This is a genomic window from Streptomyces altiplanensis (genome assembly GCF_053591575.1).
Genome location: NZ_JBSFUB010000028.1, coordinates 1 through 18,986 on the forward strand (window position 1 = coordinate 1; position 18,986 = coordinate 18,986).

At 71.3% G+C, this 18,986-nt stretch carries 20 protein-coding genes; 12 read left to right on the forward strand and 8 right to left on the reverse strand.

Features of this window, described 5'->3' with window-relative positions:
- Nucleotides 1-245 precede the first annotated feature (245 nt).
- The 4 genes from ACWD0Y_RS15235 (at nt 246) to ACWD0Y_RS15250 (ending at nt 3,841) form a co-directional block, all read left to right on the forward strand.
- Nucleotides 246-716 (forward strand): cation:proton antiporter regulatory subunit, encoded by a 471-nt coding sequence (locus ACWD0Y_RS15235; protein ID WP_450260808.1) that lies wholly within the window; start codon nt 246-248, stop codon nt 714-716.
- A gap of 3 nt (nt 717-719) precedes the next feature.
- Complete coding sequence (locus ACWD0Y_RS15240; protein WP_450260809.1) at nt 720-1,994, forward strand: cation:proton antiporter; 1,275 nt, start codon at nt 720-722, stop codon at nt 1,992-1,994.
- A gap of 120 nt (nt 1,995-2,114) precedes the next feature.
- Nucleotides 2,115-3,230 (forward strand): LLM class flavin-dependent oxidoreductase, encoded by a 1,116-nt coding sequence (locus tag ACWD0Y_RS15245; RefSeq protein WP_450260810.1) that lies wholly within the window; start codon nt 2,115-2,117, stop codon nt 3,228-3,230.
- Nucleotides 3,227-3,841, forward strand: a complete 615-nt coding sequence (locus ACWD0Y_RS15250) for an FMN reductase (protein ID WP_450260811.1) — start codon at nt 3,227-3,229, stop codon at nt 3,839-3,841. Before ACWD0Y_RS15245 ends, ACWD0Y_RS15250 begins: the two co-directional genes overlap by 4 nt.
- Nucleotides 3,842-3,874: 33 nt before the next feature.
- On the opposite strand, the gene ACWD0Y_RS15255 is transcribed toward ACWD0Y_RS15250, so the two are convergent.
- Complete coding sequence (locus tag ACWD0Y_RS15255; protein WP_450260812.1) at nt 3,875-4,300, reverse strand: ATP-binding protein; 426 nt, start codon at nt 4,298-4,300, stop codon at nt 3,875-3,877.
- A 123-nt stretch (nt 4,301-4,423) separates the two neighbouring features.
- On the opposite strand from ACWD0Y_RS15255, the gene ACWD0Y_RS15260 reads away from it, so the two are divergent.
- Both ACWD0Y_RS15260 and ACWD0Y_RS15265 read left to right on the forward strand, forming a co-directional pair.
- On the forward strand, nt 4,424-5,293 hold the full coding sequence (locus ACWD0Y_RS15260) for a helix-turn-helix domain-containing protein (protein WP_450260813.1): 870 nt from the start codon (nt 4,424-4,426) through the stop codon (nt 5,291-5,293).
- Nucleotides 5,290-5,532 (forward strand): DUF397 domain-containing protein, encoded by a 243-nt coding sequence (locus ACWD0Y_RS15265; protein WP_450260814.1) that lies wholly within the window; start codon nt 5,290-5,292, stop codon nt 5,530-5,532. The genes ACWD0Y_RS15260 and ACWD0Y_RS15265 overlap by 4 nt, the downstream gene beginning before the upstream one ends.
- Nucleotides 5,533-5,602: 70 nt before the next feature.
- On the opposite strand, the gene ACWD0Y_RS15270 is transcribed toward ACWD0Y_RS15265, so the two are convergent.
- Nucleotides 5,603-6,004, reverse strand: coding sequence for a hypothetical protein (locus ACWD0Y_RS15270; RefSeq protein ID WP_450260815.1), 402 nt, complete (start codon nt 6,002-6,004; stop codon nt 5,603-5,605).
- Nucleotides 6,005-6,322: 318 nt separating this feature from the next.
- Between ACWD0Y_RS15270 and ACWD0Y_RS15275 the strand changes: the two genes are divergently transcribed.
- On the forward strand, nt 6,323-7,279 hold the full coding sequence (locus tag ACWD0Y_RS15275) for a hypothetical protein (protein ID WP_450260816.1): 957 nt from the start codon (nt 6,323-6,325) through the stop codon (nt 7,277-7,279).
- Between the two features lie 119 nt (nt 7,280-7,398).
- Entirely contained in the window at nt 7,399-7,791 is a 393-nt protein-coding gene (locus tag ACWD0Y_RS15280) for a hypothetical protein (protein WP_450260817.1), read from the forward strand.
- Nucleotides 7,792-7,843: 52 nt separating this feature from the next.
- Here ACWD0Y_RS15280 and ACWD0Y_RS15285 read toward each other — a convergent pair whose 3' ends face one another.
- The 3 genes from ACWD0Y_RS15285 to ACWD0Y_RS15295 form a co-directional block, all read right to left on the reverse strand.
- Nucleotides 7,844-8,449, reverse strand: a complete 606-nt coding sequence (locus tag ACWD0Y_RS15285; RefSeq protein WP_450260818.1) for a tellurite resistance TerB family protein — start codon at nt 8,447-8,449, stop codon at nt 7,844-7,846.
- Nucleotides 8,450-8,558: 109 nt separating this feature from the next.
- Nucleotides 8,559-9,419 carry an ABC transporter permease gene (locus ACWD0Y_RS15290; protein WP_450260819.1) on the reverse strand — a complete coding sequence of 287 codons (861 nt, stop codon included), beginning with the start codon at nt 9,417-9,419 and terminating at the stop codon, nt 8,559-8,561.
- The gene (locus ACWD0Y_RS15295) at nt 9,416-10,468 is read right to left on the reverse strand and encodes an ATP-binding cassette domain-containing protein (protein ID WP_450260820.1); all 1,053 of its coding nucleotides are present in this window, start codon (nt 10,466-10,468) and stop codon (nt 9,416-9,418) included. The genes ACWD0Y_RS15290 and ACWD0Y_RS15295 overlap by 4 nt, the downstream gene beginning before the upstream one ends.
- A 218-nt stretch (nt 10,469-10,686) precedes the next feature.
- Here ACWD0Y_RS15295 and ACWD0Y_RS15300 point away from each other — a divergent pair, with 218 nt between their 5' ends.
- Both ACWD0Y_RS15300 and ACWD0Y_RS15305 read left to right on the forward strand, forming a co-directional pair.
- The gene (locus ACWD0Y_RS15300) at nt 10,687-10,938 is read left to right on the forward strand and encodes a DUF2630 family protein (protein WP_093799956.1); all 252 of its coding nucleotides are present in this window, start codon (nt 10,687-10,689) and stop codon (nt 10,936-10,938) included.
- Between the two features lie 148 nt (nt 10,939-11,086).
- Entirely contained in the window at nt 11,087-13,099 is a 2,013-nt protein-coding gene (locus ACWD0Y_RS15305; protein ID WP_450260821.1) for an FUSC family protein, read from the forward strand.
- Nucleotides 13,100-13,377: 278 nt separating this feature from the next.
- On the opposite strand, the gene ACWD0Y_RS15310 is transcribed toward ACWD0Y_RS15305, so the two are convergent.
- Together ACWD0Y_RS15310 and ACWD0Y_RS15315 are read right to left on the reverse strand one after the other, a co-directional pair.
- Complete coding sequence (locus ACWD0Y_RS15310; RefSeq protein WP_093799958.1) at nt 13,378-13,596, reverse strand: hypothetical protein; 219 nt, start codon at nt 13,594-13,596, stop codon at nt 13,378-13,380.
- A gap of 20 nt (nt 13,597-13,616) precedes the next feature.
- Entirely contained in the window at nt 13,617-14,021 is a 405-nt protein-coding gene (locus ACWD0Y_RS15315) for an RNA-binding S4 domain-containing protein (RefSeq protein ID WP_450260822.1), read from the reverse strand.
- A 192-nt stretch (nt 14,022-14,213) separates the two neighbouring features.
- On the opposite strand from ACWD0Y_RS15315, the gene ACWD0Y_RS15320 reads away from it, so the two are divergent.
- Together ACWD0Y_RS15320 and ACWD0Y_RS15325 are read left to right on the forward strand one after the other, a co-directional pair.
- Entirely contained in the window at nt 14,214-15,698 is a 1,485-nt protein-coding gene (locus ACWD0Y_RS15320; protein WP_450260823.1) for an APC family permease, read from the forward strand.
- Between the two features lie 58 nt (nt 15,699-15,756).
- Nucleotides 15,757-16,746 (forward strand): hypothetical protein, encoded by a 990-nt coding sequence (locus ACWD0Y_RS15325; RefSeq protein WP_450260824.1) that lies wholly within the window; start codon nt 15,757-15,759, stop codon nt 16,744-16,746.
- Between the two features lie 42 nt (nt 16,747-16,788).
- Here ACWD0Y_RS15325 and ACWD0Y_RS15330 read toward each other — a convergent pair whose 3' ends face one another.
- The gene (locus ACWD0Y_RS15330; RefSeq protein WP_450260825.1) at nt 16,789-18,846 is read right to left on the reverse strand and encodes a PhoX family protein; all 2,058 of its coding nucleotides are present in this window, start codon (nt 18,844-18,846) and stop codon (nt 16,789-16,791) included.
- Nucleotides 18,847-18,986: the final 140 nt, after the last annotated feature.

The window sequence follows — 18,986 nt, forward strand, 5'->3', positions numbered from 1 at the left end:
GAAGACAAGCGCCGTCTTGTCGATGACGCCGGACTCGGCCATCTCCTCGATGAGGCTCCCGGCCCGGGCCGGGAGCGCCACCGCCTTTCCCCGGCGCCTGAGCTGCCCTTACGTCCGACAGGAGCCCCGGACGAGCCCGGAGTAGGGTAATGCGTAGGCAAAGCAGCCGGCCGCTTTGTGTGCTTTCGGCCGCCGCCCGGAAGTCCCTCCTTGCCGTGGCCGGGCAGCAGACCGGGAGGCAGAGCATGAGTACGCGCCGCACCACGCTGCCGGGCGTCGGCACGCAGTACGACTTCGTCACCGACGGCGGTCAGCACATCTCCGTCGTCGCGCACAAGGACGGGCGGCGCTTCCTCGGCTTCTACGACCGCGACGATCCCGACGCGTGCCTGCTCTCCGTCCCCCTGACGCCCGACGAGGCCACGGCCCTCTCCCACCTCATCGACGCGGAGCCCGGCCACGCCGTGCGCACGTCCGGAGTCGACCTCGTCACCGAGCACATCCCCGTGACCGGCAAGTCGCCGTACGTCGGGCGGCCGCTCGGCGACACCCGGGCGCGCACCCGCACCGGCGCCTCGGTCGTCGCCGTACTCCGGCGGACCGCCGTGACGCCGTCACCCGGGCCGGACTTCCGGCTGAGCGTCGGGGACACGCTGGTCGTCGTCGGCACGCGCGAGGGCGCCGACGCGCTCGCCGGGATCATCACGGGGGGCTGAGCCGTGCACAACACCGCCGCGCTGCTGATCGAACTCGGAACGCTCATCCTCGCGCTCGGCGTCATCGGCAGACTGGCGGAACGGGTCGGCCTCTCCCCCATCCCGCTCTACCTGCTGGCCGGGCTCGCCTTCGGGCACGGCGGGCTGCTGCCGCTCGACGCCAGCGAGGACTTCGTGGCCGTCGGCGCCGACATCGGCGTCATCCTGCTGCTGCTCCTGCTCGGGCTGGAGTACAGCGCGTCCGAGCTGGTCACCAGCCTCAGGACCCAATATCCGTCGGGGGCCGTGGACTTCGTCCTCAACGCGACACCGGGCGCCGCCGCCGCGCTCCTCCTCGGGTGGGGGCCGGTCGCCGCCGTCGCCCTCGCGGGCGTCACCTGGATCTCGTCGTCGGGGGTCATCGCCAAGGTACTCACCGACCTGAGCCGTCTCGGCAACCGCGAGACCCCTGCCGTGCTCGGCATCCTGGTGATCGAAGACCTGTCGATGGCGGTCTACCTGCCGCTGCTGACCGCGCTGCTCGCGGGCGTCGGCCTGGCGGGCGGCAGCGTGGCGCTGGTGATCGCGCTCGGCACGGTGGGGATCGTCCTGTACGTCGCGCTGCGCCACGGGCGTCTCATCAGCCGGGCCGTGTCGTCCGACAACCCCGAGATGCTGCTGCTCGTCGTACTCGGACTGACGGTGCTGGTGGCCGGTGTCGCGCAGCAGCTCCAGGTCTCGGCGGCGGTCGGCGCGTTCCTGGTCGGCATCGCGCTGTCGGGGGACGTCGCGGAGGGCGCGCGCACGCTCCTCGCACCCCTGCGGGACCTCTTCGCCGCCGTCTTCTTCGTCTTCTTCGGCCTGTCGACCGATCCGACGGACATCCCGCCGGTGCTGCTGCCCGCGCTGCTGCTGGCCGTCGTGACGGCGTTCACGAAGATCCTCACCGGCTGGTACGCCGCCCGGCGGGCCGGCATCGGCACACGGGGCCGGCTGCGGGCGGGCGGGGCGCTGGTGGCGCGGGGCGAGTTCTCGATCGTGATCGCGGGCCTGACGGTGGCGACGGAGCCCCGGATCGGGCCGATCGCGACGGCGTACGTCCTGATCCTGGTCCTCCTGGGCCCCCTGGCGGCGCGCTGGACCGAGCCACTGGTTTCGCGGATGAGGCGGTGGGGGCGAGGGCGGGGAAAGGGCGCCGGGCGGGCGGCCGGGGCGCGGGAGCAGGGCCCGCCGTCCCTGCACCGCGAGGCGTTCGGCCTGACGGCGCACGTGGCACCGGAGCAGCGGCGCGGCGTCTGAACGGGAGCGCGGCGGTCCGCGGGGAGCCACGGACCGCCCTGGAATACGACAGGGAGGCGCACCGTTGTAGGGTTTGTTCAACATTCAACTAGAGGCTTCCCCGCCTCGGAGGTGAGCGCTGTGCAGTTCGGGATCTTCACCGTTGGTGACGTGACGACCGACCCCACCACCGGCAGGACGCCGACGGAGAACGAGCGCATCAAGGCCATGGTCGCCATCGCGCTCAAGGCCGAGGAGGTCGGGCTCGACGTCTTCGCGACGGGCGAGCACCACAACCCGCCCTTCGTTCCCTCGTCGCCCACGACCATGCTGGGCTGGATCGCGGCGCGCACCGAGAACATCATCCTGTCCACGTCCACCACGCTGATCACCACCAACGACCCGGTGAAGATCGCCGAGGACTACGCGATGCTCCAGCACCTGGCCGGCGGCCGGGTGGACCTGATGATGGGACGCGGCAACACCGGCCCGGTCTACCCGTGGTTCGGCAAGGACATCCGCCAGGGCATCCCGCTCGCCGTCGAGAACTACGCGCTGCTGCACCGCCTGTGGCGCGAGGACGTCGTCGACTGGGAGGGCAAGTTCCGCACCCCCCTCCAGGGCTTCACCTCCACACCGCGCCCGCTGGACGGTGTACCGCCCTTCGTCTGGCACGGCTCCATCCGCTCCCCCGAGATCGCCGAGCAGGCGGCGTACTACGGCGACGGCTTCTTCCACAACCACATCTTCTGGCCGGCCGACCACACCCGGCGGATGGTCGAGCTCTACCGCGAGCGCTACGCCCACTACGGGCACGGCACCCCGGACCAGGCGATCGTCGGGCTCGGCGGCCAGGTGTTCATGCGCAAGAACTCCCAGGACGCGGTGCGCGAGTTCCGTCCGTACTTCGACAACGCGCCGGTCTACGGGCACGGGCCCTCCCTGGAGGACTTCACCGAGCAGACCCCGCTGACCGTCGGCTCGCCGCAGGAGGTCATCGAGAAGACGCTGGCCTTCCGCGAGTACGCGGGCGACTACCAGCGCCAGCTGTTCCTGATGGACCACGCGGGCCTCCCGCTCAAGACCGTCCTGGAACAGCTCGACCTGCTCGGCGAGGAGGTCGTGCCGGTGCTGCGCAAGGAGTTCGCGAAGAACCGCCCGGCGAACGTGCCGGACGCCCCGACCCACGCCTCCCGGGTGGCCTCGGTGACCGCACAGGAGAAGACCGCACAGGAAGAGAACGAGGTGACCTCATGAAGCTCGTGGTCGTATCGGCGGGCCTGAGCGTGCCCTCCTCCACCCGGCTCCTCGCGGACCGGCTGGCGGAGGCGACGCGCACCTCCCTGGGTGCCCCGGACGACGCCGACATCCGCGTCGTCGAGGTACGGGAGCTGGCGACCGCCATCGCGAACCACCTGGTCACCGGCTTCCCGAGCCCGGCACTGTCCGAAGCGATCGACGCGGTCACGGAGGCGGACGGCCTGATCGCCGTCACCCCCGTCTTCTCCGCCTCGTACAGCGGTCTGTTCAAGTCGTTCTTCGACCTGATCGACAACACCGCCCTCGTCGGCAAGCCGGTCCTGATCGCCGCGACCGGCGGCACGGCCCGGCACTCCCTGGCGCTGGAGCACGCCATGCGTCCGCTCTTCGCCTACCTGCGGGCGCTGGTCGTACCGACGGCGGTGTACGCCGCCTCGGAGGACTGGGGCTCGCAGGGGGACGCCCGTACGGACGACCTCCCGCGCCGGATCGAGCGGGCGGGCGCGGAGCTGGCGGAGCTGATGGAGTCGCGCGCCGGGTCCCGCCGGCCCGCCGGCGAAGCGGTGGTGCCGTTCGCCCAGCAGCTCGCGGCGCTGCGGACCGGCTGATCCGGCCGGTCCGGACGGGCCGACCGACCCGGTTCACGTGACGGTGAGGTCCGCCCACACGACCTTGCCGACGTTACGTTCCGTCACGCCCCACGCGTCCGCCAGCGCCTCCACCACGAGCAGCCCGCGCCCGCCCTCGCCGTCCCCGTCGTCCCCGGCGGGGCGGGCGCGCGGCCGTCGCTCACCGCGCGTGTCCGCCACCTCGATACGGACCCGCCCTCCCGCCAGCCACAGGAGACGCACCTCGAAGTCCCGTCCGGGCACGTGCCCGTGCGTCACGGCGTTCGCGGCCAGCTCCGCGACGACATGGGCGACGGCGTCGGAGGGCGCGGTACCGAACGGCACACCCCAGGTGTCGAGCTGCTGGACGGCGAGCATCCGCGCGAGCCTGGCCCCACGGCGGGTGGAGCTGAAGCGCTGGACGAACTCGGCGGTGACGGAAGCGATTTCGACGTTCATGTGACAGAGCGTGTCTGTCCCGCCGTACCCTGACCAGGTATGACCGTTGGACGCTGGGTAACTGTACGGGCACGCACGGCACGGTGTACGGCACGTCGGCCGTGACCGGGAGAGCGGTACGGCATGACGGAATCCGTGAACCAGGAATCACGCCCCGAGCTGCCCTCGGAGGCGGACGGCACCGCGCACCTGTTCCGTGCGATCGGCAAACAGGTGAGGGTGCTGCGGGAGAACCTCGCCATGAGCCAGAAGGACCTGGCCACGGCGACCCACTGCGGGCTCGACCTCGTCTCCGCGATGGAACGGGGCGTACGGACCCCGCAGCCGGAGTTCCTGGACCGGGCCGACGACGCGCTGAAGGCGGGCGGGGTGCTGCGGGCGGCGATCCCGGACGTGCGGGAGGCGCAGAAGAAGGCACGGACGCGGCATCCGGAGTGGTACCGGAATTACGCGAAGCTTGAGGCGGAAGCGATTGAGCTGCACCACTACGGCAACCAGGCCGTGCATGGCCTGCTTCAGACAGAGGAATACGCGAGAGCCATCTTCGCTCAGTGGCGACCACTACTGAGCGAAGAGACGATCGAAAAGCGAGTGGCCGACCGGCTTTCCCGACAGCAGATATTCGAGCAGTGGCCCTCTCCGATCTTCAGTTTCGTTCTGGAAGAGGTCGTGCTGCAACGGCCCATCGGTGGACGCGAGGTTCTGCACCGCCAACTGCGTCAGCTGCTCCGCCTCGGCCGATTGCGCACAGTCGAACTTCAAGTAATGCCGACCGATCGCGAGGAACATCCCAACATGGACGGCTCGTTCAACGTGCTGACAGCCAAGAGCGAGCAGCAGGTGGGCTATACAGAGGTCCAAGGTCATCCACGCCTGGTAACTGACGCACGGGAGGTCCGCGAGCTTGCTGCCCGCTATGGGATCATCCGGGCGCAGGCTCTCACGCCTCGGGAGTCGCTTGCTCTGATCGAGAGGATGCTGGGAGAACTATGAACATCGATGAACCCACCTGGTTCAAGTCCAGCTACAGCGGCGGTGCGGGCGGCGACTGCCTCGAAGTCGCCTACGACTGGCGCAAGTCGAGCTACAGCAGCGGTGAAGGCGGCGAATGCGTAGAGATCGCCGCGCACCCCACCACCATCCACGTCCGCGACTCCAAGGTCACCGACGGCCCGCAGCTCGCCGTCGCCCCCGCCTCCTGGGCCGCGTTCGTCTCGTACGCCCGCGCCTGACGCGCGAGCCCGCGACCGACGCCCTCACCAGCGACACCTGTCGTGTGGGGAGGGCGTCGGTGTCTGCTCACTACGCTTGTCCGGGCAGCGGTCGTTTCACAGCGGTGATCACGGCGGTCGCGGCGGCGGTCACGACGAAACTCCCCACCATGACCATCCCCACGCCGATCACGAAGAGGCCGCTGCCGTCGTCCGACCAGTCGTAATAGGCGGCAACGGTCAGGCCGGCCGTGGTGCCGAGCACAGCGGCTGCGATGTAGCGCCGGGACGCCGCCCAGTACAGCGGCGCCAGCAGAGTCAGCACCAGCCCGATCACCTGCCACGCCTCGTACGGGCCGGTCGTCGACCCATCAGGCTGTACGTCGCGATGCTGGTCCCAGCCGAGCCAGGCGGCCCACGCCGCTACCGTCACCACAGCCAGCACGAGGATCGCTGCCAGCTGGGAATCGATTTTCGGGAGTCGTTGTCGCATGGCCCGAGACTTCCGCCTCGCGCCCGTCGCCGGCCAGAGCGCACGTACTCAGACGCATGCGAGTACTTCGACGTGCGCCCGAGTGGATTGATCGCCCCGCCGCGATGCGGCAGCCGATGCCGGAACGGTGCGCAGCAGCCGAGTGCCCTCACCCTCAGGTGGGGGCATTTCGCTGGGCATATGCGGTAGTTGGGCGCGGTGCTGTACGGTAACCGCATCATCACGCTTCGTGTCTGTCCGGACACGGGGCGGTCCCCGGCGGTGCGCCAACACCATCCGAGGACCTTCACCATCGAGGACCATCTAGGAGTCCCGAGGATGCTTCGGCATGCTATCGCGCCCCTTCGGCGCTACACGAAGGCTTCGCACGACGTCGTGCAGCACCCGCGTCTGAACAGCGACGCGAAGATCCTGCTCCTGTACGTACAGGGCCTCCCCGAGGGCTCGACCGCCAGGTCCCTCAGCGCGCACGCGGAGCGCCTCGGCATCAAGGGCCGGGCGTACCAGAAGGTCAAGCAACTCCTCGCCGCCTGCGGCTTCCTGCACGAGTGGCGCCACCAGGACGAGCGGGGCCGCTGGGTGACCGATCAGCTCCTCGCCAACGTCCGCCTCACCCCCGAGGAGGCGACGGCCGTCCGGGACGGGGGCGTACCGAGTACGCACATGCGGACGGTCGGTGAACCAACTCCTCGGACGGTCGGTGACTCCCCTTCGGGGGTTAACAACGGGGAGAAGAACACTCCCCACCCACCCACCAAGCCGCAGGAGCCCGAAGCGGAACCGGCGGCCCCTGCCACCGACGACCCCGAAGACCCCGAACGCGCGCTCGCGGAGAACGTCCTGCTCTCCCTGCGCCAGACCCGCCGCGAGCTGCACCTGGGCGAACGCGAGGCCCGCACCCTCTCCGCAATCGCGGCCGACTGGCTGCGCAGAGGCATCAGCGCGACGGACCTGCGGCACGCGCTGACCAGCGGGCTGCCGCCGGCCGGCGTCCGGTCCGCCGTCGGGTTCCTGCGGCACCGCCTGACGGAGAAGATGCCGCAGGAGCGGCCCGCCGTACGCCCGCCGCACGAGACCGCGCTCCGGCCGGAGGCCCACCGCCCGAAGCCCCTCGTCACCTGCGAGGGCCCCGGCCCCGAGCACCTCTTCCGGCCGCTGGACGACGAGACGCGGTGCGGCCGCTGCCGCCAGGACGCGGCCTGGGAGACCCACACCGCGAAGCACCCGCCCCACGGCCCGTCCCCAACCCCGGCACCGGCACCGGGCACGCGCTGAGACCCGCCGTGCATGCCGATGTGGAAGGTTTTGAGCACCAGGATCGGCGGAGAGAAGACGGCCGTGATCGCTGTCGCAGGACCGGTGCCGGTGCCGGTGCCGGTGCCTACGATGACGGGATGGTTCACGATCCGGTGGCGTACGTACGGTTCCAGGGCACGGTTCCCCGGGCGCGGGGGAACTTCCCCGGGGTCTTCGGGCTCGTCAACGGCCTGGCGCGGGACGGGAAGCTGACGGCGGAGCAGGAGCGGTTCCGGCGTACGAACAACGACTGGTACGACGCGGCGTACACCGACCCGAGCACCGTCGACCCGGCCGTCTACGACGAGCGCGTCAATCCGGGCGCGGCGGCCTGGTTCAAGCCGACCGCCGTGGAGCTGATCGCGCGCGTGGGCGGCTATCTGGAGATCCTGGCCGCCCACGGCGTCGCGTACCGGCTCGTACGGTCGACGGATCCGGGGCGCGTCGTCTACGAGGACGCGCACCAGATCGTCGTCGTCCCGCACGGCTGAGGGGAGCCGGCCGGCGGCTACGGTGCGGCGGGGCCGGGTGCGCGCACTCCGCTCAGATGCCGAACTCCGTGGGCGGCACACCGAGAGCGGCGCAGGCTTCACGGATGGCGTACTGCTCGGACGGCTCGAAGTATCCGTCGGCGCCGGCGACGACCATGCCGGTCTGGATGACCGCACGGGCCTCCGCGGGCTTCTTGGCGGCCTTGGCGATCACCTGGAGCACCTCGGCCTTGCCCAGTTCGAAGTTGGACAGGAGCCGGTCCACATGCTGGTTGAAGCGCTGGCGGAGCTGGTCCGCCGGGAAGTTCTGCAACACCTCGTTGGAGACGATCAGCTCCTCCACGCGCTGCCGCTCCGCGGGCTCCACCTGCCCGTCGGCGGCTGCCACCAGGGCGCACATCGCCATGCTGGCGTCCCGGTAGGCGCCGCTCTTGAGCTCGGTCTTGACCGAGGCGAGCTGGGTCTTGAACAGACCGATCAGCTGGGCCTTGGACCCGCCCGAGCCCGAGCCCGAACCGCGGGATCCGGATCCGCTCTGCCCGTAGGCCCCGCTCTGGCCGGGGGCACCGCCCTGTCCGTGCCCCCCGCCCGTGCCCCGACTGCTCTGGGACTGCTGGAAGCTCTTGGCCTGGTCCTTGATCCGGTCCCAATTCACCACTGGTGCCACCTCGGCTTGTACGGCTGTCGACTGCCTTCGCGTTCTGTCAGGTGAACGTCTCGGGGAGTGATCGGGTTCCCGGATGGCAAAGCAGAAGTAAAGAAGGCCGTCACTTGCGGTTGTAGAGCCGCATCGTGACCGTGCCGAAGACGACCAGCAGCACCGCCGACCAGCCGAGCGTCCAGCCGATGTCGGCGGCCGGCCAGTTGCCCGCCATCAGTTCGCGCACCGCCGTGGCCACGTGGGTCACCGGGCTGTTGTTCACGAACGCCTGGAGCCAGCCCGGCATCGTCTTCGGGTCGACGAAGACATTGCTCAGGAACGTCAGCGGGAAGATCACCATCATGCTGACGCCCATCACCGACTTCTCGGTGCGCAGGAACAGGCCGAACATCGTCCAGATCCACGAGAACGCGAACGCGAAGACCATCAGCAGCGCCACACCGGCCACGGCGCCGAGCACCCCGCCGTGCGGGCGGTAGCCGATGATCAGGCCGACCGTCAGCATCACGACGGACGCGATCAGGTAGCGGATGACGTCGCCGAGCAGGTAGCCGACCATCGGCGCCGGGCGCCAGATCGGCAGCGTACGGAAGCGGTCGAAGACGCCCTTGGTGATGTCGGTGTTGACGGAGACGCCCGTGTACATGGTGATCATGACGATGCTCATGGTCAGGATGCCGGGCAGCAGGAACTGGATGTACTCCGCGACCGACCCGGCCAGCGCTCCTCCGAAGAGGTACGTGTACATCAGCACCATCATGATCGGGAACGCCGTCACGTCGAAGAGCTGCTCCGGCACGTGCTTGATCTTGAGCATGGCGCGCCAGCCGAAGGTGAGGGAGGCGGAGAGCGCGCTGGGGCGCGGTGGCCGGTCCCTGCTCACGAGGAGCGCGGCCAGCTCCTCTGCCTTCGGTGCTTCGAGGGCGAGTGGGTCGAGGCTCTTGTCCTTGGTCGCGACGGTGCTCATGCCGTGGCTCCTGTCGTCGTGTCGTCCGTCGTGACGTCCGCCGTCCCGTCTGTCGTGCCGCGCTTCTTGTCGCTCTTCTTGTCGCCGTCGGTCAGGGCCAGGAAGACCTCGTCGAGGCTGGGCTGGCCGAGCGCGAAGTTGTCCACGGTGATGCCCGCCGCGGTGAGCTCCGACAGCGCCCGCGCGGCCTGCTCCGCCGCGCCGAGGTCGCTCGCCCGCCCGTTGACCGTCGCCGTCAGGGCGACCGGGTCCGCGTCCAGCTGTACGGCGGTGTCCAGCGCCCGCGTCAGCACCCGCTCGGCCTCGGGGCGCTGCGCCGGGTCGCGCAGCCGCAGGTGCACGGAACCGGAGCCGACCGACGCCTTGAGCTCGCCCTTCGTGCCCTCGGCGATGACCTTGCCGCGGTCGATCACGGCGATGCGGGACGCCAGGTGGTCGGCCTCGTCCAGGTACTGCGTGGTCAGCAGCACCGTCGTGCCCTGCGCCACGACCGCCCGCACGATGTCCCACACCTGGTTGCGGCTGCGCGGGTCGAGGCCGGTCGTCGGCTCGTCGAGGAAGAGCAGGTCGGGTGTGTTGAGGATGCTCGCGGCGATGTCGATACGGCGCCGCATGCCGCCGGAGTAGTTCTTGACCTGGCGGCCGGCCGCCTCCGCCAGCCCGAACGCCTCCAGGAGCTGGGCCGACCTGGCGCGGGCGGCGGGCTTGGAGTGGCCGAGCAGCCGGCCGAGGAGCACCAGGTTCTCCGTACCGGTCAGGTCCTCGTCGACCGACGCGTACTGACCGGTGAGGCTCACCCTCCCGCGCACCGCGTCGGCTTCCCGCACCACGTCCTTGCCGAAGACCTGCGCCACGCCGCCGTCCGGGCGCAGCAGGGTCGCGAGCATCTTCACCGCGGTGGTCTTGCCGGCGCCGTTGGGGCCGAGGACGCCGTACACGGTGCCGGTCGGCACAGCGAGGTCGATGCCGTCGACAGCCCGGTTCTCACCGAACACTTTGACCAGGCCCGCCGTCTCGACGGCGAGCTCCGGGCCGGGGTGTCCACTCATGTCTTCCGCCCCTCCGAGGGGTCGTCGGAACCTCTTTCCCAGTGTTGACCGGCCCGGTCCCGCAAAGTAATCGTTCTTTGGTCCTACAGCTCATTTCTCCGTCCCGCCCGCCGTGCGCGGCGCCTTGGAGCTGCACGGCGGCCGGAGGTGTGCTGGGGTGGGTGTGGGGTAGTGGAGTGGTCCGGGCGATCCGACCGATGCGACGGAGGCGAGCCGCCATGGAAGACGCCAACCAGAAAATTCTCGACACCATCAACAGCCTGGTCGGCGAGGAGCGCGAACTGCGTGAGCGCTCCACCCGGAAACTGGGGCTCGACGACACCGAGCGCACCCGGCTGAAGGCTGTGGAGGTCCAGCTCGACCAGTGCTGGGACCTGCTGCGCCAGCGCCGCGCGAAGTCGGAATTCGGTGAGGATCCGGGTGAGGCGAAGGTGCGGCCGGCGGTCGAGGTCGAGAACTACAAGAACTGAACCGGCAGGAATCCACCGAAATCCACAGGATGTGGACGTACGGGCGCGAGGGTGCCCCCGCTCCGAAAGTTGTCCACAGGCTGTGGACAGTGATACTGCTCCGCGTCGCTGCCGTGCACGAGGAGTTCGACTTCGATCTGTTGAGGGCATGGCTGAGCAGAGAGCAGGGGGCCGGCTGACGCCGCCCGAGTGGCTGACGCAAGGGCTGCGGCCGCAGCGGGCACCGGTCCCGTGGGCCGCCGCCGTCCGGGCCGGGATCGCGATGGCCGCGCCGCTCGCCGTCGGGTTCGCCGTCGACCGGCCGGCGTACGGAGCGCTCGTGTCGATGGGCGCGCTGTCCGGCGTCATCGGCGACACCGCCGACGCGTACCGGATGCGTCTGCTCAACATCGCCGTCCCGCAGCTGTTCGGCGCGGTCGGCGTCACCCTCGGCACGCTCGTGTACGGGCAGGGGTGGCTCGCCGTCGGAGCCCTGACGCTGGTCGCGCTCGTGTCGGGGATGATCTCGTCGATCGGCGCGGTCGCCTCCGTGTCCGGCCTGCTGCTCCTGCTCCAGGCCGTCGTCGGAGCCGGGTTGCCCATGCCGGACCCCTGGTGGACGGCGCCGCTGCTGCTCACCCTGGGCGGCCTCTTCGTCCTCGTACTGACACTGGTCGCCTGGCCGCTGCGGGGCGGGGTGCCGGAGCGGGGCGCGGTCGCGGACACGTACCGGGCGGCCGCGGACCTGCTGGAGGCGGCGGGCCGGGACCCGGACACGTACGACGCCAGGCGCCAGGCCGTCACCCAGTCCCTGAACACGGCGTACGACCTGGTCCTGGCCCGGCGGGCCCGCGACCACGGCCGCCGGAGTCCGCTCGTACGGCTGCTCGCGCAGCTCAACGTCGTCGTACCGCTCGTCGAGTCGGCGCCCGCCGCACATCTGCGGCGGCGGCCGCTGCCGCCCGAGATCCCGGCCGCCGTACGGGGGCTGGCGGACACGGTCGCGGACGGGCGCGCGGGGATGGGAGTGGGTGCGGGCGCGGGTGCGGGTGCGGGTGCGGGGGGAGTGGAGCTGGATCTGCCCGCTCCCACCTCGCCGTCCGGGCGCGCCGTCGACCACGCGCTGCGGCACGCGGCGGCCGTGGTCCTCAGCGCCGGACCCGACGCGGCCGGCATCGCCAATGTCGACGACCGGCTCGGCCGCCCCGCCGCCCTCGGCGTACGGGTCCGCCGCGCCACCCGCAACGTCCTGCTCTCCCGCGCCTCCTGGCACTACGGCCTGCGGCTCGCCCTGTGCATCGGCCTGGCGCAGGCGCTCGTCTCGCTCATCTCCGTGCCGCGCTCCTACTGGGTCGCGCTGACCGTGGTGTTCGTACTGAAGCCGGACTTCGGGTCGGTCTTCTCGCGGGCCGTGCAGCGGGCGTTCGGGACGGCGCTCGGTCTGGTGGTCGCCGCCGCGGTCCTGGCGGAGCTGGAGCGGGGGTGGTGGGACGTACCGGTGATGGTGGTGCTGGCCGCGCTCATCCCGGTCTTCACGGCGAAGGGGTACGCGTTCCAGACGGCGGCGATCACGCCGGTCATCCTGCTGCTGTCGGACGTGCTGAACCACCAGGGGTTCGGGCTGGTCCTGCCGCGCCTGTACGACAGCCTCCTCGGCTGCGCGATCTCGCTGCTGGCCGGGTACCTGCTGTGGCCGGAGAGCTGGAGCACGCGGGTGGGCGCGCGGCTCGCGGACACGGTCGCGGACACGGCGGGCTACGTGGAGTGCGCGTTCGGCCCGTCGAGCCCTCAGGGCGAGCGGCTGCGGCAGCTGCTGCGCCGCCGTCTCTACCGGGACCTGTCGGTCGTGCGCTCCGAATTCCAGCGCGCCCTGACCGAGCCGCCGCCGACCGGGGCGCGGGCGGCGGCGTGGTGGCCGCTGGTGGTCGCGACCGAGCGGATCGTGGACGCGACGACGGCGGCCCGGGTCCGCGTCAACCACGGGGCGCAGCCGCCGGACGAGTCGGAAGTGGCGGAAGTGGCGCGGGAGTTGCATGAGCTGGCGGAGGGGCTGCGGACGAGCGACACGCTGGTGGAGGTACGGACGGACCTCCCCGGCGACGACGAGAGCGTCCTCGCCCCGCTGCGGCAGGAGGTGGCGGCGGCGCGGGCGGTGGCTTCGCCGGTGACTCCACGGGGGTGACGCCGGCGGGGGCGGGGGCTCCTTGGGGGGCGGAGGGTGCGGGGGCTTCGGGGTCGGTGCCGTGCCGGGGCGTCTCCTCGGGCGCCGAACGTTCGGGCACCGGGATCCGCTGCGGGGTGGCTGCGTTCGACGCCCTGCGGGGAGCCCCCGACACGTCCCCTCCCGGCACCGTGACACGGGACGCGGGGCCTTCGGGGGCGGGTGCGGGGGCTTCGGGCCCGTCCCCAGTTCGGGAAGGGGCGGGGGAGAAGCCCCGCGCAGCGGTACCGCGCGCCGCGCTAGAACAGGGGCAGCTGGCCGGGGAACGGTGGCAGTTCGTAGCCGTCCAGGGTGCGCTGCGACGCCGCGGGAGGAGCCGTGCGCTTGGAACCGGCGCACAGGGTCAGCTCGGCGGTGGCGGCCCGGGTGCGCGGGTCGTGGCGTACGAAGCGGCCCGCGACGACGGCGACCTCACGGCCACAGAACGGGCACGGGCGGCGCGGGGAAGTCGACGACATGGCCCTCACTCTGCCAGCCGTCAGCCGGCCGTCGGCTTCGGCCCCTGAAGCCGCTCCATCTCGCGCCGGTCGCGCTTCGTCGGCCGGCCCGCGCCCCGGTCGCGCACCGCCACCGGCGCGACGAACTCGCGGGGCGGGGGCGGCGGGCTGTTGTCGACGTAGCACTCGGCCGCCGCGGGGGCGCCCACGCGCTTGCGGATGATCCGCGAGACGACCACGATCCGCTCCCGGCCGGCGTGGAACAGCCGCACCTCGTCGCCCGCCTTCAGCGCGTGCGCCGGCTTGACCCGCTCGCCGCCGACGCGGACATGGCCCGCCTTGCAGGCCGCCGCCGCCTGGGAGCGGGTCTTGGTGAGCCGTACGGACCAGATCCAGACGTCGATCCGTACGGTCCCGGCGCTGGTCGTCCCCTCGTCTGAAGCCATGGGTCCGAGGGTACGACCGCCCGGCTGCTGACCGCGCGCGAAGCGCACTACTATGCGCACGATCTCCCGTCCGGAGGGGACACCTCCGGACTGGGACAACATCTCTGACTTGTCGCCAAATGTCGTGTCACACAAGGGGAACAGAGCATTCCAATTGTGTCCGGCACACCTCCGGAAGCAGTTGAGAACAGCATGAGCCACACCTCCGGCAGAGGACTCCAGCCCAACGCCCTCGGCACCTTCGAAACGATCGTGATGGCCGTCGCGGGCAGCGCCCCCGCCTACTCCCTGGCCGCCACCACCGCTGTCCTCGTCGGCGCCGTCGGCCTCGCAAGCCCTGCCGCGCTGCTCTACTGCGCGATCCCCATGCTCGGCATCGTCCTGGCCTTCGGCCGCCTCGGCCGCATCGACGTGAACGCGGGCGCCACCTACTCCTGGGTGGGCCGCACCCTGCACCCCTTCCTCGGCTTCATCAGCGGTTGGGCGCTCGTCGTCGCCGCCACGATCTTCATGGTCGCCGGATCGCTTCCCGCAGGTCAGATGACCCTTTCCCTCTTCGACCCGGACCTCGCGTCGAACACCGCGCTCGCCACCGCCGCCGGCGCCGGCTGGTTCCTGCTGATGCTCGCCGTCGTCCTCGGCGGCGCCCGCCTCTCCGCCCGCGCCCAGCTCCTGGTCTCCGGCGTCGAGCTCGCGATCCTCGCCCTCTTCGTGCTCGGCGCGCTCCTCCACAACGGCGCGGCGGCCGCCTTCGACTGGTCCTGGCTCGGCTTCGGCCACTTCGACGGCTTCACCGGCTTCGCCGCGGGCACCCTGATCGCCGCCTTCTACTACTGGGGCTGGGACGTCACCAGCAACCTCAGCGAGGAGACCCGCGACAGCCGCCGCACCGCCGGGCTGGCCTCGCTGGTGGGTGTGGGCGTCGTCTTCCTGCTGTTCGTCGTCTTCACGATCGCCGTCAACGTCATCCTGACGAGCGAGCAGATCTCCGCCCACGACACCAACGTCCTCGCGGTCCTCGGCGAGGTGATCTGGCCGGGCGCGGGCGGCAAGCTGATGGTCCTGGCCGTCGTGCTCTCCACCATCGCCACCCTCGAAACCACCCTGATCCAGGTCACGCGCTCGCTCTTCGCGATGGGCCGCGACCGTACGATGCCGGCCGCGCTCGGCATCGTGCACCGCCGCTGGAACACCCCGTGGGTCGCGGTCGCCGTCGTCGGCACGGTCGCGCTCGTCCTCTTCGTCGCCTCGAACGCGCTCGGCTCGACCGAGAAGATCATGTCGGACGCGCTCGCCGCGATCGGTCTCCAGACGACGCTGTACTACGGGCTCGCGGGGCTCGCCGCCGTCGTCGCCTACCGCAAGACGCTGCTGGCCTCCCCGAAGGACTTCGTCCTCGGCGGGGCCTGGCCGCTGCTCGGCTCGCTGTTCATGTTCTGCGTCTTCGCGGCCTCGCTCACCGAGCTCAGCGCGGCCGCGATCGCGATCGGCCTCGGCGGGCTGGCCGCCGGCGTCGTCCCGATGCTCTGGTACTGGCGGCAGGGCAGCGCGTACTACACCCCCGCGCGGCTCGACGCCACCCGCGCCATCCCGATCGAAGCGGTGCACGTCGGTTCCGGAACGGAGCGCGGGGGCCGCCGGGACCACGTCGACGCCGGATTCCCCACCGACTTCTGACCCCGGCTCCATGACCACGGATTTCCGACCGCCGACTCTCTGACCAGGAGGTGCTCCGATGGCCGTACGCCGCCGCCGTTCCGGATCCGGTTCCGGTCGCGCGCCCGACTTCGACCCGGACTTCGGCGACCGGCCGCTGACCGCGGCCCGGCAGGACATCGTGATCGGCCGCTGGCAGGGCGTACGCGACCTGCTGCGCGCCACGGGCGAGAACTGGCCCCTGCGCACCCACCGGCTGCGGCTGCTCGCGAACGCGGCCGCGAGCAGCTCCGTGGTGGAGACGTGGCGGGCGGCCGAGCCGGACAGCCCGGACGCCGCGGTGCTGCGGGCCGCGACCGAGGTCGTACGGGTCTTCAACCAGGCCATCGAGGCGGGACGCGGCACCGAGATCGACCGCGCCCGTATCGACGTCGCCGTCATGACCTGCCTGAGCGCGGCCGACGCGCGCCCCGCAGACCCGATGCCCTGGGTGTCGCTGCTGACCGTGGCGCGGCTGTACGGCGACGGGGTCGGCCGGGCGGAGCTGCGCGAGTGGTGGGAGGAGCTGCGGCGCCGCGACCCGTACAACATCGAGGGCCATGTGCAGCTGCTGCGCTACCACTCGGCGCGCTGGCACGGCACGCACGGCCGGATGTACGACTTCGCCCGCGACGCGGCGGGCGCGGCGCCCGCCGGGTCGCCGCTGCCGGTGCTGGTGCAGATCGCGCGGGTGGAGGAGTACCGGTACGTCGCGGCGGCGGCCAGGGGCCGCCCGGTGCGCGGCTTCGACCAGCACTGGCACCACGAGCTGGCCGTGACGGAGGTACGCCGGACCCAGGAGCGGTGGCTGGGCGGGCGGCCGCCCGGCCCCGTGGCCCCGGAGGAGGTCGGCGAACTGAACTACCTGGCGCACGCGGCCTGCTGGGCGGGCCTGCCGGACGAGGCGCGGGAGGCCTTCGCGCTGCTGGACGGACGCGCGGCGCGGGTGCCGTGGGCGTACACGGGGGACGCGGCGGAGCAGTACACGAGGTGGCGCGACCAGGTGGGCGCGGAACGCGGAAGGGGCTGAAGCCCGCCGTCACCGGCACGCTCCAGCCCCTTCGGCGTACGGCTACACGCCGATGTCGCGGCCGTCCTTGCGGTAGACCGCCACGACCGACGGGCGGACGATCCTGCCGGGGCCGTCGGGCCAGACCGACGCCGGCTTCTCGACGCTCGCGCCGTCGACCTCGCCCGGGTGCTGGACCGCGACGAGCACGCGGCGGTCCTGGATGACCGGGCCGCAGGTCTCCGCGCCCTTCGGGACGGTCAGGAACTGCTTCAGCTCACCGCGCCGCTCACCGCGCGTCGCCACGCCGAACAGGCCGTCGTGGGAGCCGAGCTGGTTGCCGTCCGTGGACAGCCACAGGTTGCCGTGCGGGTCGAAGGCCACGTTGTCCGGGCAGGAGATCGGGCTGACCTTGTCCTTCGGGAAGCCCGCGAAGTACGTCGCCGGGTCGTCCGGGTCGCCCGCGACCAGGAAGAGCCGCCAGGCGAAGCCGTCCGATGCCGGGTCGTCCCAGTGCTCGGCGAGCTCCAGGACCTGGCCGTGCTTGTTGAGGTTGCGCGGGTTCGCCTCGTCGGCGCCCGCCTTGCCGGGCTTGCCCCGGTCGGTGTTGTTCGTCAGGGCGACGTACACGCGGCCGGTGCGGGGGCTCGGCTCGACGTCCTCGGGGCGGTCCATCTTGGTCGCGCCGACCTTGTCGCCCGCGAGGCGCGTGAAGACGTACACCTCTTCGGCCGTCATGCCGGGGACGTGCGAGGTGGTGCCGGTGGCGAGCGGGATCCAGACGCCGCTGCCGTCGAACTCGCCGTCATTGGGGATCTTGCCCGTGCCGTCGACCTCGCCGGGGGAGTCGCCGGTGATCTTGGCGACGTACAGCGTGCCCTCGTCGAGAAGGGTGAGGTTGTGCTCGCGGGCGGCCCGCGAGCTGCCCTTCTTCATCCGCTTGGACGAGACGAACTTGTAGAAGTAGTCGAAGCGCTCGTCGTCGCCCATGTAGACGACGGGGCGGCCGTCGGCGGTCAGGCGGGGCTGCGCGGCCTCGTGCTTGAAGCGGCCGAGCGCGGTGCGCTTGCGGGGCGTCGAGTCGGGGTCGTACGGGTCGAGCTCGACGACCCAGCCCTGGCGGTGGGACTCGTTCGGCTCCTGCTTGACGTCGAAGCGCTTGTCGAAGAGCTCCCACTTGCGCTCGGTGGCGCCGGATCCGATGCCGTAGCGCTTGTCGGTGGCGCTGGAGCCGTTGGCGAAGTACTGGTTGAAGTTCTCCTCGCCGTGCAGGGTCGTGCCCCACGGGGTGGTGCCGCCGGCGCAGTTGTTGAGCGTGCCGAGGACCTTCCTGCCGGTCGGGTCGGCGGACGTCTTCAGGAGCGCGCTGCCGGCGGCGGGGCCGGTCAGCTCGAAGACGGAGGTGGTGTGGAGGCGGCGGTTGAGGTGGTGGCGGGTGACCGGCGTGAGCTTGCCGGACTTGCGCTCCTCCTGGACCACGACGACGGACAGGCCGTGGGCGGCCCAGGCGGTCTCGACCTGCTCGCGGGTGGGCTTGGCCGGGTCGTACCCCTTGAACATCAGGATCTCGTCCGTGTACTCGTGGTTGGCGACGAGTACCTGGCGGCCGTGCTCACCGGGGAGGGGGAGCAGGGAGAGGAAGTCGTTGTTGTAGCCGAACTGGCCGGCCTGCGCCTTGGCGGACTGCTTGTCCGGGTCGAAGGCGGGGGCGCCGCGGAGGATGGGCTCGCCCCAGCGGATGACGACGTTCTGGGCGTAGCCGTCGGGGATGGTGACGGCGTCGGCCGTGTTGGGCGCGACGGGCGCGAAGCGCAGTCCGCGGGCGCCGTCGCTCCTGTCCTTGCCGGCCTGGGGTTTCTGGCGGCCTTCCGCCGCCACGGCCTGCGGGGCGGCGGGGCCGGCGAGGGCCGATGCTCCGGCGGCGGTGGCCACGGTCACCACGGCGGCGGCGCGCATCATCGACCGTCTTGACAGGGCACCGGCTATGACGTCACCGGCGTACTCGTTGTCGCTGGTGTTCGGGACGTCCTGGAAGCAGGCGTCCCCGCAGCGGTAGCGACAGGTCAGCGCGGAGCGCCCACCCGGGTGCGGCGAGTTGAGCAGCGGCAGCAGATTGCGCACGGACCCCTCCAAATGGGCTGTACGGGCTGTGTTTCGGCGCGCCCTGCGCCGACATCGTGTTCGTGTCGGAATGTCTCCGGCCGTGACGTTAGGGGCGTGCGCGCGCGTTCCGGCGGCTGTGGGGTGAACGCCAGGTGAAT